15 protein-coding genes and 1 pseudogene are annotated in these 15,485 nt (G+C 70.1%); 11 read left to right on the top strand and 5 right to left on the bottom strand.

Annotated features, from left to right (window positions below; all coding sequences use genetic code 11):
- Window positions 1-23: 23 nt before the first annotated feature.
- Window positions 24-1,475, bottom strand: a complete 1,452-nt coding sequence (gene argH, locus QM772_RS04290) for an argininosuccinate lyase (protein WP_415134217.1) — start codon at window positions 1,473-1,475, stop codon at window positions 24-26.
- A 101-nt stretch (window positions 1,476-1,576) separates the two neighbouring features.
- On the opposite strand from argH, the gene QM772_RS04285 reads away from it, so the two are divergent.
- From QM772_RS04285 to QM772_RS04240, 10 genes and pseudogenes are all read left to right on the top strand, one after another.
- Window positions 1,577-2,632: a sensor histidine kinase gene (locus QM772_RS04285; RefSeq protein ID WP_415134216.1), complete on the top strand. Its 1,056-nt coding sequence runs from the start codon at window positions 1,577-1,579 to the stop codon at window positions 2,630-2,632.
- A complete protein-coding gene (locus QM772_RS04280) occupies window positions 2,629-3,369 on the top strand; it encodes a LytR/AlgR family response regulator transcription factor (protein WP_415134215.1) in 741 nt (246 codons plus the stop codon). Before QM772_RS04285 ends, QM772_RS04280 begins: the two co-directional genes overlap by 4 nt.
- A gap of 30 nt (window positions 3,370-3,399) precedes the next feature.
- A complete protein-coding gene (gene hemC, locus QM772_RS04275; protein WP_415134214.1) occupies window positions 3,400-4,305 on the top strand; it encodes a hydroxymethylbilane synthase in 906 nt (301 codons plus the stop codon).
- Window positions 4,306-4,445: 140 nt separating this feature from the next.
- Window positions 4,446-4,775, top strand: a pseudogene (locus tag QM772_RS04270) (uroporphyrinogen-III synthase); the annotation flags it as partial.
- Window positions 4,776-4,890: 115 nt separating this feature from the next.
- Window positions 4,891-5,295, top strand: a complete 405-nt coding sequence (locus QM772_RS04265; protein ID WP_415139457.1) for a uroporphyrinogen-III synthase — start codon at window positions 4,891-4,893, stop codon at window positions 5,293-5,295.
- The gene (locus tag QM772_RS04260; protein ID WP_415139455.1) at window positions 5,292-6,356 is read left to right on the top strand and encodes a uroporphyrinogen-III C-methyltransferase; all 1,065 of its coding nucleotides are present in this window, start codon (window positions 5,292-5,294) and stop codon (window positions 6,354-6,356) included. The genes QM772_RS04265 and QM772_RS04260 overlap by 4 nt, the downstream gene beginning before the upstream one ends.
- Before the next feature lie 5 nt (window positions 6,357-6,361).
- The gene (locus QM772_RS04255; RefSeq protein ID WP_415134213.1) at window positions 6,362-7,633 is read left to right on the top strand and encodes a heme biosynthesis protein HemY; all 1,272 of its coding nucleotides are present in this window, start codon (window positions 6,362-6,364) and stop codon (window positions 7,631-7,633) included.
- A gap of 218 nt (window positions 7,634-7,851) precedes the next feature.
- Window positions 7,852-8,760, top strand: a complete 909-nt coding sequence (locus QM772_RS04250; RefSeq protein ID WP_415134212.1) for a 3-hydroxyacyl-CoA dehydrogenase — start codon at window positions 7,852-7,854, stop codon at window positions 8,758-8,760.
- A 39-nt stretch (window positions 8,761-8,799) separates the two neighbouring features.
- Window positions 8,800-9,669 carry a 3-hydroxyacyl-CoA dehydrogenase family protein gene (locus QM772_RS04245; protein ID WP_415134211.1) on the top strand — a complete coding sequence of 290 codons (870 nt, stop codon included), beginning with the start codon at window positions 8,800-8,802 and terminating at the stop codon, window positions 9,667-9,669.
- Window positions 9,670-9,769: 100 nt separating this feature from the next.
- Window positions 9,770-11,110 (top strand): MFS transporter, encoded by a 1,341-nt coding sequence (locus QM772_RS04240; RefSeq protein WP_415134210.1) that lies wholly within the window; start codon window positions 9,770-9,772, stop codon window positions 11,108-11,110.
- A gap of 66 nt (window positions 11,111-11,176) precedes the next feature.
- Here the strand turns inward: QM772_RS04240 and ahpF are convergent, their stop codons facing one another.
- Together ahpF and ahpC are read right to left on the bottom strand one after the other, a co-directional pair.
- Window positions 11,177-12,781, bottom strand: a complete 1,605-nt coding sequence (gene ahpF, locus QM772_RS04235) for an alkyl hydroperoxide reductase subunit F (protein ID WP_415134209.1) — start codon at window positions 12,779-12,781, stop codon at window positions 11,177-11,179.
- Between the two features lie 141 nt (window positions 12,782-12,922).
- A complete protein-coding gene (gene ahpC / locus QM772_RS04230) occupies window positions 12,923-13,492 on the bottom strand; it encodes an alkyl hydroperoxide reductase subunit C (protein ID WP_415134208.1) in 570 nt (189 codons plus the stop codon).
- A 238-nt stretch (window positions 13,493-13,730) separates the two neighbouring features.
- Between ahpC and crcB the strand changes: the two genes are divergently transcribed.
- Entirely contained in the window at window positions 13,731-14,114 is a 384-nt protein-coding gene (crcB, locus tag QM772_RS04225; RefSeq protein WP_415134207.1) for a fluoride efflux transporter CrcB, read from the top strand.
- A 131-nt stretch (window positions 14,115-14,245) separates the two neighbouring features.
- Here the strand turns inward: crcB and QM772_RS04220 are convergent, their stop codons facing one another.
- Complete coding sequence (locus QM772_RS04220; protein ID WP_415134206.1) at window positions 14,246-14,608, bottom strand: hypothetical protein; 363 nt, start codon at window positions 14,606-14,608, stop codon at window positions 14,246-14,248.
- A 93-nt stretch (window positions 14,609-14,701) separates the two neighbouring features.
- Window positions 14,702-15,457 (bottom strand): SDR family NAD(P)-dependent oxidoreductase, encoded by a 756-nt coding sequence (locus tag QM772_RS04215; RefSeq protein WP_415134205.1) that lies wholly within the window; start codon window positions 15,455-15,457, stop codon window positions 14,702-14,704.
- Window positions 15,458-15,485: the final 28 nt, after the last annotated feature.

The following is a 15,485-nucleotide window of genomic DNA, read 5'->3' as shown; positions in this document are numbered from 1 at the left end:
TGGAGGCTGATTTGGCTTGAAGCTCAGTCCAGCCGCGCCCGATGCCGCGCGATCTGCGCGCGCACCTGCGCCGGCGCCGTGCCGCCCAGCGTGTTCCGCGCGTTCAGGCTGCCGCGCAGCGAGAGCACGTCGTACACGTCCTTCTCGATCGCCGGGTGGAAGCCTTGCAGCACGCTCAGCGGCAGTTCCGACAGGTCGCAGCCGTGCGACTGCGCGGCCTTCACGGCGTGCGCCACGGTCTCGTGCGCGTCGCGGAAGGGCAGGCCCTTCTTCACCAGGTAGTCGGCGAGATCCGTGGCGGTGGCGTAGCCTTTCTGCGCGGCGGCCTGCATGGCCTCCGCGTTGACCGTGATGCCGCCTTCCTTGGCGCCGGTCTGTGGATTCACCTGCCCGCCGATCATCTCCACGAAGATGCGCAGCGTGTCGCGCAGCGTGTCCACGGTGTCGAACAGCGGCTCCTTGTCTTCCTGGTTGTCCTTGTTGTAGGCCAGGGGCTGGCCCTTCATCAGGGTGATCAGGCCCATCAGGTGGCCGACCACGCGGCCGGTCTTGCCGCGCGCCAGCTCGGGCACGTCAGGATTTTTCTTCTGCGGCATGATCGACGAGCCGGTGGTGAAGCGGTCGGCGATGCGGATGAAGCCGAAGTTCTGGCTCATCCACAGGATCAGCTCCTCTGAGAGGCGGCTGACGTGCACCATCGCCAGGCTGGCGGCGGCCGTGAACTCGATGGCGAAGTCGCGGTCGCTCACGGCGTCCAGGCTGTTCTGGCAGACGCAGGCCTCGCCTTCGTCATTCACCATGCCGAGCGTGCGCGCCACGCGCTCGCGGTCCAGCGGGTAGGTGGTGCCGGCCAGCGCAGCGCTGCCCAGGGGCAGCTGGTTCACGCGCCGGCGCACGTCCAGCATGCGCTGCTCGTCGCGCGCGAACATCTCCACGTAGGCCAGCAGGTGGTGCGCGAAGCTCACCGGCTGCGCCACTTGCAGGTGCGTGAAGCCGGGCAGGATGACCTCGACGTTCTTCTCCGCCACTGCCACCAGCGCACCCTGCAATTCGCGCAGCAGGCCGGCGATCAGGTCGATCTCGCCGCGCAGCCACAGGCGGATGTCGGTGGCTACCTGGTCGTTGCGGCTGCGGCCGGTGTGCAGGCGCTTGCCGGCGTCGCCGACGAGCTGCGTCAGGCGCGCCTCGATGTTCAGGTGCACGTCTTCCAGCGCCAGCTTCCAGTCGAACGCACCGCTCTCGATTTCAGAGCTGATGGCGCTCATCCCGCGCTGGATGGCGGCGTGATCGTCCTGCGAGATGATGCCCTGCGCCGCCAGCATCTCGGCGTGCGCCAGGCTGCCGGCGATGTCGGCCGCGGCCAGGCGCTTGTCGAAGAACACGCTGGCGGTGTAGCGCTGCACCAACTCGCTCATGGGTTCGGAGAACAGCGCCGACCAGGCCTGGGATTTTTTGTCGAGTTGGTTGGAGGACATGGGGGTGTGAAGAAGTGGCGCCGCCGGGCGACCAGCGGCGGCGCCCGGCGGACGAGTGCGGGGGCGGGCCGCCTACACTGTGCCGCAGGGCCTTGCAGCGCATGAAAGATTCGCAAATTCTATCGACCTTCGCCGAGCGGACGCTGCCGCGCGTGCCGCGCAAGCCCGCGCCGCTGCTGGTGTTCGACGCCTGCCAGGCCAGCGTGGTGCTGCGCGCCGTGTTGTATGTGGAGGTGGTGGTCGCGGCCGGGCTGATGTTCGTCACCGACGGCGTGCTGGACTGGCTCACGCGCGTGGCGCTGGTCACTGGCGGCGCGCTGCCGGCCACGCTGCTGTGGCTGGTGGCGGCGTGCGGGATGAAGGCGCCGCTGGCGCGCCTGCCCTGGGCGGCGCAGGTGGCGGTGGGCGTGGCCCTGGGCGCACTGGCGGGGCTGGCGGCCTGCGGCATGCTGGCCGCGCTGGGCTTCGCCAGCCCGGCGCCCTGGCTGGCCAGCGCCTGCGCCGGCGCGCTGCTGGCCGCCGGGCTGGTGGCGGGCCTGCTGTGGCGGGCGCGGGGCAGCACGCCGGCGGCCACGGCGGCGCGGCTGGCCGAGTTGCAGGCGCGCATCCGGCCGCACTTCCTGTTCAACACACTCAACAGCGCCATCGCGCTGGTGCGCGACGACCCGGCCCGGGCCGAGGCGGTGCTGGAAGACCTGTCCGACCTGTTCCGCCACGCGCTGGCCGAGCACGAGGGCAGCTCCACCGTCGGCCAGGAGATCGAGCTGGCGCGGCGCTACCTGGCCATCGAGCAGGTGCGCTTCGGCAGGCGGCTGCGCGTGGAGTGGGCGCTGGACGAGCGCGTGCACGCCGCGCGCCTGCCGCCGCTCATCCTGCAGCCGCTGGTGGAGAACGCCGTCAAGCACGGCGTCGAGCCCAGCCCCCACGGCGCGCAGTTGCGCATCTCCACCCAGCTGCGCGGGCAGATGGCGCTGGTCAAGGTCACCAACACCGTGCCGGCCGGGCAGGGCGACGCCGGCCACGGCATCGCGCTGGACAACGTGCACGGCCGCCTGCGCCTGCTGCACGACCTGGAGGGGAGCTTCCGCACCGCGCTGCAAGGCGACGTGTATCAAGCGCGCATCGAGGTGCCCATGCCACCCAAGGCGGCCGCATGACGCTGCAAGTGCTCATCGTGGACGACGAGCCGCTGGCGCGTTCCCGCCTGCGCACCCTGCTGGCCGACTGCCGCGCGCCGGCCGCGCTGGCGGCGGCCGAGGCCGGCAGCGCCGCGCAGGCGCTGGCGCTGGTGCAGCACCAGCGCTTCGACGTGGCGCTGCTCGACATCCACATGCCCGGCGCCGACGGCCTGCAACTGGCCGCCGCGCTGCGCGCCGCGCCCGAGCCGCCGCTGGTGGTGTTCGTCACCGCGCACGCCGAGCACGCGGTGCACGCCTTCGAGATCGAGGCGGTGGACTACCTGACCAAGCCCGTGCGGCTGGAGCGCCTGCAAGCCGCGCTGCAAAAAGTGGAGCGGCTGGCGCGCGCCCAGCCTGCGCGGGAGGTCGATTCGGCGCAGGAATGGCTGCTCATCAGCGAGCGCGGCCGCACGCTGCGCGTGCCGCTGGCCGAGGTGCTGTACCTGAAGGCCGAGCTGAAGTACGTCACCGTGCGCACGGCAGAAGCCAGCCACCTGCTGGACGGCAGCCTGAGCCAGCTGGAGGACAAGTACCCCGCGCGCTTCCTGCGCATCCACCGCAACGCGCTGGTGGCGCGCCACGCCATCCGCGCCCTGGTGCGCCACCACGACCCCGAGGAGGGCGAAGGCTGGGCCGTGCGCCTGGCCGGCGTGGACGAGGTGCTGATGGTGTCGCGCCGGCAGGTGGCGGCGGTACGCGAAGCCCTGGGCGAGTAGCCGCGTAGCGCGCGGTTACCATCCCCGCCCATGCCGTTTCCCATCACCATCGCCACCCGCGAAAGCCGCCTCGCGCTGTGGCAGGCCGAGCACGTCAAGAGCCTGCTGGCCTCACGCGGCCATGCCGTCACCCTGCTGGGCATGACCACGCGCGGCGACCAGATCCTGGACCGCACGCTCAGCAAGGTCGGCGGCAAGGGCCTGTTCGTGAAGGAGCTGGAAACGGCGCTGGAAGAAGGCCGCGCCGACATCGCCGTGCATTCGCTGAAGGACGTGCCGATGGCGCTGCCCGCCGGCTTCGCGCTGGCCTGCGTGATGCAGCGCGAGGACCCGCGCGACGCCTGGGTGTCGCCGCGCCACGCCACGCTGGCCGACCTGCCGCCGGGCGCCGTCGTCGGCACCTCCAGCCTGCGGCGCACCGTGCTGCTGCGCGCGCTGCGGCCGGACCTGCGCATCGAGCCGCTGCGCGGCAACCTCGACACGCGCCTGCGCAAGCTGGACGAAGGCCGGTACGCCGGCATCGTGCTGGCGGCCGCCGGCCTCAAGCGCCTGGGCCTGGCCGAGCGCATCCGCCACGTGTTCTCCACCGACGAGATGCTGCCCGCCGCCGGGCAGGGCGCGCTCGGCATCGAGACGCGCGCCGGCCGCCCCGAGCTGGCCGATGCGCTGGCGCCGCTGGCGGACCAGACGACGTGGCTGGCCGTCGCGGCCGAGCGCGCCGTCAGTCGCGCCCTGGGCGGCAGTTGCTCGATGCCGCTGGCCGCGCACGCCACGCTGGACGGCGGGTGCTTGCACCTGCGTGCCGCATGGGGTGACCCGGAAGGCAGCGCGGCCCTGGTCACCGCGCAGGGCGAGGCGCAGGTCGGTGATCTGGAACAGGCTGCTGCGCTGGGTCAACGCGTGGCCGAGGCGTTGCGGGCACGCGGTGCGCGCTGAAATGAAACAGCCCACCTTCGCACGGTCCGCGAGCCCCTCTCCCCTTGCGGGAGAGGGGTTGGGGAGAGGGGGAGCGCAGCGTTGCCTTGAGCATCGCAGCCCCCTCTCCCCGGCCCTTTCCCGCGAGGGGAGAGGGAGGAGTGCAGTGCTGTTTCATCAGCTCCGGGTGGCGTGCTGCGCTATGGACAACTGACGTGCACCCGTTGCCGCGCCTCATCGTCACCCGCCCCGCCGCCGAAGCCGCCCGCTGGGTGGACGAACTGCGAGCGCGCGGCATCGATGCCCAGGCCCTGCCGCTGATCGAGATCACGCCGGAGCCCTTCGCCGGCCCGCTGGCCGCCGCGCGCGAAGCGCTGCACGGCTACCACGCGGCGATGTTCGTCAGCGCCAATGCCGCGCATGGTTTTTTTAAGGAAAAAACGCCTCTAACGCCCGTCCAGCAAGCGCTGACAGCTATTAATACAAGAGCATGGTCCACCGGCCCCGGCACCACGCGCGCCGTGCTGGCGGCCGGCTGGCCGCCCGGGCGCCTCGACGCGCCGCCACCGGACAACACGCAGTTCGATTCCGAAGCGCTGTGGGCCCGTGTGCAGCACCAGAATCCGCCCCGGCCTGCGCGTGCTGATCGTGCGCGGCGGCGATGCCCAGGGCCGCCTCGCCGGCCGCCACTGGCTGGCCGAGCAGCTGCGCGCCGCCGGCGCCGTGGTGGATCAGGTCGTCGCCTACCGCCGCCGCGCGCCCGTGCTGGACGCCGCGCAGCGCGCGCTGGCCGAAGCCGCGGCGCAGGGCGGCAGCCGCTGGCTGTTCAGCAGCTCCGAGGCCATCGCCAACCTGCGCGCCGCGCTGCCGGCGCAGGACTGGTCGGCCGCCGCCGCGCTGGCCACGCACCCGCGCATCGCCGAGGCCGCGCGCGCCGCCGGTTTCGGCCGCGTGCGCGACGTGCCGCCGAGCCTCGACGCGGTGGTGGCGTCGATAGAATCCGGCGCATGAATCCCGAGCCGACGAACGCGCAGGCGAGTCCGGCACCCACGCCCGCGCCGCACGCGCGCCACGCCGGCCTGCAGCCCGGCCTGGTGGCGGCGTGGCTGCTGGCCGCCGTGGCCATCACCGTCGGCGTGCTGCTGTGGATGAAGGTCGATGGCATGCAGCAGCAGCTGGCGCGCCAGAGCGCCGACGCCGGCAGCAAGTCGGTGGAGGCGCGCACGCTGGCGCGCCAGGCCGAGGAGACGGTGCGCGACACCGCCGCCAAGGTGGCCGTGCTGGAAAGCCGTGTCGGCGACATGAGCGCCTACCGCGCGCAGCTCGAAGACCTGGTGCAGACCGTCGCCCGCGTGCGCGACGAGAACCTGGCGGTCGAGCTGGAGGCCGCGCTGCGCGTGGCGCAGGACCAGACGCAGCTCACCGGCAGCGTCGAGCCCCTGCTGGCCGCGCTGCGCACCGCCGAGCGGCGCCTGGCCCGCAGCACCGACCCGCGCCTGGCGCCGGTGGCACGCGCCGTCGGCAAGGATCTGGAGCGCGTCAAGGCCGCCAGCATCCCCGACACCGCCGGCCTGCTGGCGCGCATCGACCAGCTGCTGCGCCAGGTGGACGATCTGCCCCTGGCCAACGACGTCGGCCACGCCGCGCAGGACCCGTCGCCGCGCGGCGACGCCGCCGAGCCGCCCGAATCGTGGTGGGGCCGCTGGTGGCACGCGTTCCTGGGCGAGGCGCACGAGCTGCTGCGCGTCAGCCGCGTCGAGCGGCCCGAGGCCAGCATGCTCAGCCCCGAGCAGGCTTTCTTCGTGCGCGAGAACCTCAAGCTGCGCCTGCAGGGCGCGCGCCTGGGCCTGCTGGCGCGCCAGTACGAGTCCGCCCGCGCCGACCTGGCCGCCGCCCAAGGCGCGCTGGGCGCCTGGTTCGACCCCGCCTCGCGCCGCACCCAGGCCGCCGCCACGCTGCTGCAGCAGATCCAGGGCCTGACCAAGGCGGCCGAGCTGCCGCGCGTGCAGGCCACGCTGGCAGCGCTGGCCACCGCCGTCGCCACCACCACCGCGCCAGCGGGGAGCAGGTAGGCCCCATGCGCGCCGCGCTGTGGCTGGTCGGCCTGTTCGCCGTCGCGGTGGCGCTGGCGCTGTTCGCCGGCGACAACGAAGGCACCGTCACCGTCTTCTGGCCGCCGCACCGCATCGACCTGTCGGCCAACCTGGCGCTGCTGCTGCTGGGGCTGGCCTTCACCCTGCTGTACCTGGCGCTGCGGGCCTTCGGCGCGCTGCTGGAGCTGCCGCGCCAGGCGCGGCGCTGGCGCACCCAGCAGCGCGAGCGCGCCACTCACGCGCTGCTGATCGACGCCACCGCGCAGCACACCGCCGGGCGCTACCTGCGCGCGCGCAAGGCCGCCGAGGCCGCGCTGGCGCGCGAGCAGGCGCTGGCCGAAAGCGGCGAATCGCCGCCGCACGCCGGCGGCCTGCGCGTGCTCTCGCACCTGACCGTGGCCGAAAGCGCCCACGCGCTGCAAGACCAGGCCACGCGCGACCAGCACCTCGACCTGGCGCTGGCCGCCGCCTCAGCCGGCGGCGCCGCGCCCGAGCTGCGCGAAGGCGTGCTGCTGCGCGCCGCCCGCTGGGCGCTGAACGACCGCGACCCGGCCGGCGCCCTGGCGCGGCTGGAAGAGCTGCCCACCGGCGCGCGCCGCCGCACCGCCGCGCTGCGCATCCAGCTCAAGGCCGCGCGCCAGGCCGGCCGTTTGGCCGAGGCGATGGAAACCGCGCGCCTGCTGGCCAAGCACCGCGCCTTCTCGCCCGAGGCCGCGCGCAGCCTGGTGCGCGGGCTGGCGGCCGACCTGATCCAGGGCGCGCACGACCCGGTGCAGTTGCAGCAGGTCTGGGCCGGGCTCGACGCGGCCGAGCGCGCCATGCCCGAGCTGGCCCTGCGCGCGGCCCAGCGCATGCTGGCCCTGGGCGGCGACCACGCCGTGGTGCGCCAGTGGCTGCGGCCCGTGTGGGAGCAGATGCTGGCCGTGCCCGACGCCTTCGACGATGCCGAGCGCGTGCGGCTGGCCCGCGTGCTCGAAGCCGGCATGGCCGCCTCGGCCGACCACGAATGGCTGGCCCGCGTCGAAGCCGCCCACCAGGCCAACCCGCGCAGCGCCATCCTGCAATACATGGCCGGCATGGCCTGCCTGCACCGCGGCCTGTGGGGCAGGGCGCAACTGCTGCTGACCCAGGCCGTGCGCGCGCTGCCCGACGACGGCCTGCGCCGCCACGCCTGGCAGGCGCTGGCCGACCTGGCCGAGCAGCGCGGCGACGAGCCAGCCGCGGCCGAGGCATGGAAGCAGGCGGCGCTGGGTTGAGGTTTTCTGATTAAAATCGGCCTCCAGCGCTTGTGGGCCATGCGGTGACAGCTATTTAAATGATAGTAAGTGGTGCATGACTCGCCAGCTGGGACCATCCTCGCCTGGCCGAATTTCCCCTGCGATCTGACCGCATTTCCCTGTCAGCCGGGGCCACAATCCGGTAGCCTCGCAGGCTGGCCGCCATTCCTACGGATACCAACACAGGAGACAACAAAGTGAGCAACCCCTCCGATCGTCTGATCGTCCTCAGCCTGGGCCTGAAGTCGCGCATCCTGTCCATGGGCACCGACGGCAGCGACCCGCAAATGCTGGTGGAAGGCCTCGAATCCATGCCCGACGGCATCACCGTGGACCACGGGGGCCGCCACATCTTCTACTCCTTCATGGGCTTCACGCGCGACGGCGAGGACTTCTGGGAGCGCGAAGGCCACATCGAGCGCTGCAACTACGACGGTTCCGACCGCCAGGTGGTGGTGCCCGTGGGCAGCTTCGTCACCGGCAAGCAACTGGTGTTCAACGACGCGATGCAGCGCCTGTACTGGAGCGACCGCGAGGGCATGGCCGTGCTGAGCTGCCGCCCCGACGGGTCCGATTTGCGCACCGAGGTGCGCACCGGCAGCGGCGACGACCGGCTCGACGCGCGCAACCACTGCGTCGGCGTGGCGGTGGACGCCAAGGGCGGCTGGCTGTACTGGACGCTCAAGGGCAAGCCCAACGGCAACGAGGGCCGCATCGCCCGCGCGCCGCTGCAACTGCCCGCCGGAACCGATCCCGCCGCGCGCACCGACATCGAGATCCTGCTGAACGATCTGCCCGAGCCCATCGACATGGAGTGGGACGAATCCACCGACTCGCTCTACTGGACCGACCGCGGCGACCCACCCAAGGGCAACACGCTCAACCGCGCCAAGATGCGGGGCGGCAAGCTGGTGGACCACGAGATTCTGCTGTCGAACCTGGAGGAGGCCATCGGCCTGGCGCTGGATCTGCCGGGCCGCCGCGCCTTCGTCACCGAGCTGCTGGCCGGCGCCGTGCGCGTGGTGGACCTGGACAACCCGGGCGAGGGCAAGGTCATCTACAAAACCAAGGGCCGTCTGGTGGGCATGGCCTACCTGCGGGCCTGAACGGCGAAACAACAAGCGAAAGAACGCGGAGACAGAACCATGACCTTCCAACTGCCCCAAAACATCGACACCCGTCCCATCGCCATCCTGGGCGCCGGCACCCTGGGCCGCCGCATCGCGCTGATGATGGCCACGCGCGGCGCCGAAGTGCGCCTGTACGACCCCAATGCCGAAGTGCGCGAGGCGGGCGTCGCCTACGCGCAGGAGCAACTGCCCAAGCTGCTGGAAACCATCCCCGACGGCAAGGCCGGCACCATCGTGGGCTTCGACGACCTGGGTGCCGCGCTCAAGGGCGCCTGGCACGTGGTCGAGGCCGTGCCCGAGAAGCTGGAGCTGAAGAAGAGCATCTTCAAGCAGATCGACGAGTTGTCCGACCCCGACGCCATCCTGGCCAGCAACTCCTCGTCCTACCCCACCAGCGCCTTCTCGGACAGCGTGAAGAACCCGGCGCGCCTGCTCAACATGCACTACCTGATGCCGCCGCAGGCGACGCCGGTGGAACTGATGTCCTGCGGCAAGACCGACCCGGCCGTGATCGAGCTGATCGCCAAGCTGCTGCCCGGCTACGGCCTCACGCCCTACATCGTGGAAGCCGAGAGCATGGGCTTCATCTACAACCGCATCTGGGCCGCCATCAAGCGCGAGGCCCTCTGCGTGATCGCGCAGGGCGTGGCCAAGCCGCAGGTGATCGACGCCATCTTCCGCCAGGCCATGGGCACGCGCGTCGGCCCCTGCCGCGCCATGGACAACGTGGGCCTGGACGTGGTGCTCTCCATCGAGGAGCATTACGCGCACGAGATTCCCGGCTTGCCGGAGGCGCCGCGCACGCTGCTCAAGAAGATGATCGCCGAGGGCAAGCTGGGCGTGAAGAGCGGCCAGGGCTTCTACGACTACCCGCCGAAGAAGTAAGGGCTTTTTCCCCCGGCCCCTGGAGAAGACCCCCGATCGGCGCGCTTCCCCGGACAGTACCAGTACCCGCATTCGCCGCAAATAAATACAGGAGACATTCATGGCAGTCGCACACGCCCCCAAGGGCGGCCCGCTCATCGAGACCGAGGCCGAGAAGAAGATTTATTCCAAGGTCAACTGGCACATCCTGCCCCTGCTGCTGGTGGCCTATGTTTTCGCCTTCATCGACCGCGTGAACATCGGCTTCGCGCAGTTGCAGATGAAGACCGACCTGCACCTGAGCGACGCCGTGTTCGCGCTCGGCGCGGGCCTGTTCTTCGTCGGCTACTTCCTGTTCGAGGTGCCCAGCAATCTGGCGCTCGAGAAGATCGGCGCGCGCAAGACCATCCTGCGCATCATGATCTGCTGGGGGGCCTGCGCCACGGCGATGGCCTGGGTCAACGCGCCCTGGCAGTTCTACGTGCTGCGCTTCCTGCTGGGCGCGTTCGAGGCCGGCTTCTTCCCCGGCGTGATCCTCTACTTCACCTTCTGGTACCCGACGGCGCGGCGCGGCCGGGCCATCGCCATCTTCATGACCGCCACCGCGCTGGCCGGCGTCCTCGTCGGCCCGCTGAACGGCGCCCTGATGAAGTACGGCGAGGGCTTCCTCGGCTACCACGGCTGGCAGTGGATGTTCATCGCCAACGGCGTGCCCTGCCTGATCATCGCGGTGCTGGTCTTCTTCATGCTGGTGGACTCTCCGGCAGAGGCCAAGTGGCTCACGGCTGAGGAGAAGAAGATCCTCATCGACCGCGTGGAGGGCGAGAAGACCTCCACCGGCGGCCACGGCCACGGCGCCATGAGAACGCTGCTGAAGGACCCGAAGGTGTTCATCCTGGCGTTGACCTACTTCCTGATGAGCGCCGCCGTGTATGCCCTGCTGTTCTGGGCGCCGACGCTGATTCGCAGCTGGGGCGTGGCCGACGTGTTCCAGATCGGCATGCTGAAGGCCGTGGCCAGCGTCTGCGGCATCATCGGCATGGTGCTGATCGGGCGCAGCTCCGACCGCCTGAACGACCGGCGCTGGCACTTCGCGTTCGCCATCAGCTGCATCGTCGCCGGCCTGGGCCTGATCGCCATGCTGGCGCCGAGCCTGGGCCCGTCGCTGGCGTTGTACTCGCTCGCGACCGTGGGCACCTCGGCTGCCACGCCGCTGTTCTTCGCCTTCGTCAGCGAGTACCTGTCCAAGGAAACGGCGGCTGGCGGCATCGCGCTGATCAGCTCGCTGGGCAACCTGGGCCCGGCGATCTCGCCGTCCATCAGCACCTGGATCCTGACCACGACCGGCGAAGCCAAGTACAGTTTGCTCTTCATCATCTCGCTGTACATCCTGGCGGCCATCATCATGGTGGCGGTGGCGCGCAAGCGGACCCCCGCCGGGGTGGTGCCGCAACCGGCCTGACAGCTTGAGCCATGAAAAAGCCCGCCGGCCGGCGGGCTTTTTCTTTGTGCGCCGGCGGGGTGCCGGTCAGGCGGCGACGGCTTCCGGCTGCGCCGCGTCGGCATCGGCCGGCGCCGGCGTGCGGATCAGGTAGTCGAAGGCCGACAGCGCGGCCGTCGAGCCGCTGCCCGCCGCCACCACGATCTGCTTGTAGGGCACGGTGGTGCAGTCGCCGGCGGCGAACACGCCCGGCACGTCGGTGGCGCCGCGCGCGTCCACCACGATCTCGCCGAAGCGCGTGCGCTCCACCGTGTCGCCCAGCCATTCGGTGTTGGGCACCAGGCCGATCTGCACGAACACGCCGGCCAGCGGGAGCCTCGTGGCCTCGCCGCTCTCGCGGCACTTAAATTCGATGGCGCTGACCTTGCCGTCCTCGCCGTGGATCTCGGTGGTCTGCTTGTTGGTGTGCACCGCCACGTTGGGCAGGCTGTGCAGCTTCTTCACCAGCACGCCGTCGGCCTTCAGCTCGGGCATGAACTCGATCACGTCCACGTGGTTCACCACGCCGGCCAGGTCGATCGCCGCCTCGACGCCGGAGTTGCCGCCGCCGATCACCGCCACGTCCTTGCCTTTGAACAGCGGGCCGTCGCAGTGCGGGCAGTAGGCCACGCCCTTGGTCTTGTATTCCTGCTCGCCGGGCACGTTGACGTTGCGCCAGCGCGCGCCGGTGGCGAGGATGACGGTGCGGCTCCTGAGCTGCCCGCCGTTGTCCAGCTTCACCGTGACGTAGCCGCCCGGCTGCTCGGCCGGCACCAGCTGGGCCACGCGCTGGGTGTTCATGATGTCCACCTCGTAGTTGCGCACGTGCTGCTCCAGCGCGGCGGCGTAGTGCGGGCCGTCGGTCTCGGGTACGCCGGGGTAGTTGGCGATCTCCATGGTGTCGTTGACCTGGCCGCCGAAGCGCTCGGCCACCACGCCGGTGCGGATGCCCTTGCGCGCGGCGTAGATGGCCGCCGCCGCGCCGGCCGGGCCGCCGCCGACGATCAGCACGTCGAACGGCGCCTTGGCGCTCAGCTTCTCGGCGTCGCGCTTGGCGGCGCCGGTGTCCACCTTCTGGAGGATTTCCTCCACGCTCATGCGCCCGTTGGCGAAGAACGCGCCGTTCAGGTACACGGTGGGCACGCCCATGATCTCGCGCTCTTCGATTTCCTTCTGGAACAGGCCGCCGTCGATCACCGTGACCTTGATGCGCGGGTTGTAGACGGCCATGAGCGAGAGCGCCTGCACCACGTCCGGGCAGTTGTGGCACGACAGGCTCATGTAGACCTCGAAGTCGAGGTCGGCGTCCAGCGCGGCGATCTGCGCCAGTGTGTCGGCCTCCACCTTGGGCGGGTGGCCGCCGGTCCACAGCAGGGCCAGGATGAGCGAGGTGAACTCGTGCCCCATCGGGATGGCGGCAAAGCGCAGCTGCGTGCCGCCGCCGGGGCGCGCCAGGGTGAAGGAGGGCTTGCGCGCGTCGTTGCCGTCCGCGCGCAGCGTGATCTTGTCGGGGCGCGCGGCCACGATCTCGTTCAGCAACTCGCGCATCTCGCGCGCGCTGTCGCCGTCGTCCAGCGAAGCCACCATCTCGAACGGCTCTTTCACGCGCTCGAGGTAGGCGGCGAGTTGCTGCTTGATGTCGTCGTCCAACATGGCGGTTACTCCTGTTTCAATAGCTGCCGGCGCTTGACTGGCGGGCGCTGGAGCCTGATTTTGTTCATAAAAAAGCCGGACGGCAGGGCTGTGGTCAGCCCTGTCGGCGTCCGGCCGGGGATCGCTTGGGAGGGCGGCGGCTTAGATTTTGCCGACCAGGTCGATGGAGGGCTTGAGCGTCTTCTCGCCTTCCTTCCACTTGGCGGGGCAGACCTCGCCGGGGTGGGCGGCGGTGTACTGGGCGGCCTTGAGCTTGCGCACGGTTTCCTTCACGTCGCGAGCGATCTCGTTGGAGTGCACTTCCATCGTCTTGATGGTGCCGCTGGGGTCGATCACGAAGGTGCCGCGCAGGGCCAGGCCCTCTTCGGGGATGTGCACACCGAAGGCGTGGGTCAGCTGGTGCGTGGGGTCGCCCACCAGGAAGAACTTGGCCTTGCCGACGGCGTCGGACGTCTCGTGCCACACCTTGTGCGAGAAGTGCGTGTCGGTGGTGACGATGAAGACCTCGGCATTGGCCTTCTGGAAGTCGGCGTAGTTGTCGGCCGCGTCCTCGATCTCGGTCGGGCAGTTGAAGGTGAAGGCGGCGGGCATGAAGATCACCACGGACCAGGTCTTGCCGTTGGACAGGTTCTTCTCGGTCACTTCCTCGAACTTGCCGTTGTGGAAGGCCTGGGTCTTGAAGGGCTGAACCTTGGTGTTGATCAGGGACATGTGTGTTCTCCTAGGTTGATGAAACGGATTCGATGAGATGAATTATAGATTTGAACTATTGAATTTTCAATTCATTTTGCCTAATCTATTTTTAGCCGGTGGCTATGGGGCGAAGCCCTTGCGGCTGCCGCACGGGGCAGCTTAACGCAGAACCAGCGCCCCGGTGATGACGCAGGACAAGCCATGCGGGCGCGCGGGTCGTCCCCTATCATCTGACGGCCGACCAAGGATATGCACCGTGTGGAAACCAATTCTCGCGATTGCCACGGGCTCCGTGCTCGGCGGGCTTTTGCGCTGGGGTTTGGGCCTCAGGCTCAACGGCTTGCTGTCCGCCCTCCCGCTCGGTACGCTGGCGGCCAACCTGATCGCCGGCTACATCGTCGGTGTGGCCGTGGCTTTCTTCGCCCAGGCGCCCAGCATGTCGCCGGAATGGCGGCTGTTGGTCATCACGGGCTTCTGCGGCGGGCTGTCCACTTTCTCCACGTTCTCCGCCGAGGTGGTCGAGTTGCTGCACCGAGGCCAGTACGCCTGGGCCGGCGGGGCCATCGCCATCCACGTCTGCGGCTCGCTGCTGATGACGCTGGCGGGGATCGGCACGGTGGTGTGGCTCAAGTCGTTCTGAGGGCCATTGCCATGCCCCCCCCACGCTTCCCCGCTGCGCGTGGTCCGCTGCTCCCCGAGGGGACTTTTTCATCTTGGGGCGGCCCGGCGATGACCATTGCCGGGGCAAGCCAAGGCAAGCGGGATCGGCCGCTATCGCCAAAGTGGATGGCCTTCCCATCCGGCCGGAAAGCCCATGGCGGCCAGTGACAAGCCCGGGGCTGCCGAAAACCCATCGACGGCGGCCAGCGCTTCTCGGCGTCGTGCGAATGCTTGCGAGACGAGCGCGGCACGCAGCGCGGTGTAGTCGTCGAGCCAGAGTTGGGTGACACCGTCTACTGGCAGATCGGCCGGCGGCATCACCTGCCGGTGCGTGCGGTCGTAGACGAAGCCCGCCTGCCGCCGCCGCACGCCGGGCATCGCCATTTCCAGCAGCGCGGTGGCGGGATGCTGGCCGGGAATGTCCAGCAGCGTGCCCGCGGCTGTTTCCTGGATGAGCTGGCGCCTCTGGTTCATGGCTGCCTCCCGTTCGTGGATTGTGGGTTGTGCAGTGTGGGACGGGGTGGGATGGGGGAGGGGCATCTGGCTCGAGGCGGCTCGACACCCAACTCAACTGGTCAGGAATCCTCCGTCCACCGTGATGACGGACCCAGTCATGAAGCTCGCCATTGGAGAAGCGAGCAGGACGACCGGTCCGACGAGTTCTTCCGGCTGTCCGAAGCGCTTCATCGGGATGCGCGCGAGCAACTGCTCGCGCCGGACCGGATCCTGCCGCGACCGCACGGTCATCGCCGTCTCGATCACGCCGGGTGCGATCGCGTTGACGCGGATGCCGTGCTCGGCCAGTTCGACCGCGAGCACGCGGGTGAGCATCTGCGCGGCCGATTTCGAGGTGGAGTACGCGATCGAGCGCGGCGACGCGAAGCTCGCCGCCGTCGACGTGATGTTGATGATCGTGCCGCGCGTCGCCCGCAGCGCTGGCAGGAACGCGAGGCTCATGTTGCGCACGCCTTCGACGTTCACGTCCATCGCGTCGCGCCACAGACGGTCGCGGTCGTCGGCGTCGAACGCATGGTAGGGCCGGATGCCGGCGTTGTTGACGACGATGCTGGCAGGCCCGGCGATCTCGTCGACCCGGTGCGCCGCGTCGCGGCAGGCTGCAGCGTCGCGAACATCCAGCGCCAGCGGCCAGGCAGAGGCGCCGCTGGCTGAGATGTCACGCGCGGTCGCGGCGGCCTTCTCGGCATCGATGTCGGCGACGACGACCCGCGCGCCGAACCGGGCGAGGCCGCGGGCGATCGCCGCGCCGTTGCCTTGCCCCGCTCCGGTCACGATCGCGACGCGGCCCTCTAGGTCGAAATTCATGTCTGTCCGATTCATCGCGTCTCCCGCA

The sequence above is a fragment of the Ottowia sp. genome (assembly GCF_047601385.1).
In the GTDB taxonomy this organism is placed as follows: Bacteria; Pseudomonadota; Gammaproteobacteria; order Burkholderiales; family Burkholderiaceae_C; genus Ottowia.
The sequence above is the reverse complement of the archived record's forward strand: the minus strand, read 5'-3'. Positions and strand labels throughout refer to the sequence as shown.

What these genes read in the sequence shown, in the direction of transcription:
- argH (WP_415134217.1), bottom strand. Translation starts at nt 1,475, where the DNA reads ATGTCCTCCAACCAACTCGACAAAAAATCCCAGGCCTGGTCGGCGCTG.
- QM772_RS04285 (WP_415134216.1), top strand. Translation starts at nt 1,577, where the DNA reads ATGAAAGATTCGCAAATTCTATCGACCTTCGCCGAGCGGACGCTGCCG.
- QM772_RS04280 (WP_415134215.1), top strand. Translation starts at nt 2,629, where the DNA reads ATGACGCTGCAAGTGCTCATCGTGGACGACGAGCCGCTGGCGCGTTCC.
- hemC (WP_415134214.1), top strand. Translation starts at nt 3,400, where the DNA reads ATGCCGTTTCCCATCACCATCGCCACCCGCGAAAGCCGCCTCGCGCTG.
- QM772_RS04260 (WP_415139455.1), top strand. Translation starts at nt 5,292, where the DNA reads ATGAATCCCGAGCCGACGAACGCGCAGGCGAGTCCGGCACCCACGCCC.
- QM772_RS04255 (WP_415134213.1), top strand. Translation starts at nt 6,362, where the DNA reads ATGCGCGCCGCGCTGTGGCTGGTCGGCCTGTTCGCCGTCGCGGTGGCG.
- QM772_RS04245 (WP_415134211.1), top strand. Translation starts at nt 8,800, where the DNA reads ATGACCTTCCAACTGCCCCAAAACATCGACACCCGTCCCATCGCCATC.
- QM772_RS04240 (WP_415134210.1), top strand. Translation starts at nt 9,770, where the DNA reads ATGGCAGTCGCACACGCCCCCAAGGGCGGCCCGCTCATCGAGACCGAG.
- ahpF (WP_415134209.1), bottom strand. Translation starts at nt 12,781, where the DNA reads ATGTTGGACGACGACATCAAGCAGCAACTCGCCGCCTACCTCGAGCGC.
- ahpC (WP_415134208.1), bottom strand. Translation starts at nt 13,492, where the DNA reads ATGTCCCTGATCAACACCAAGGTTCAGCCCTTCAAGACCCAGGCCTTC.
- QM772_RS04220 (WP_415134206.1), bottom strand. Translation starts at nt 14,608, where the DNA reads ATGAACCAGAGGCGCCAGCTCATCCAGGAAACAGCCGCGGGCACGCTG.
- QM772_RS04215 (WP_415134205.1), bottom strand. Translation starts at nt 15,457, where the DNA reads ATGAATTTCGACCTAGAGGGCCGCGTCGCGATCGTGACCGGAGCGGGG.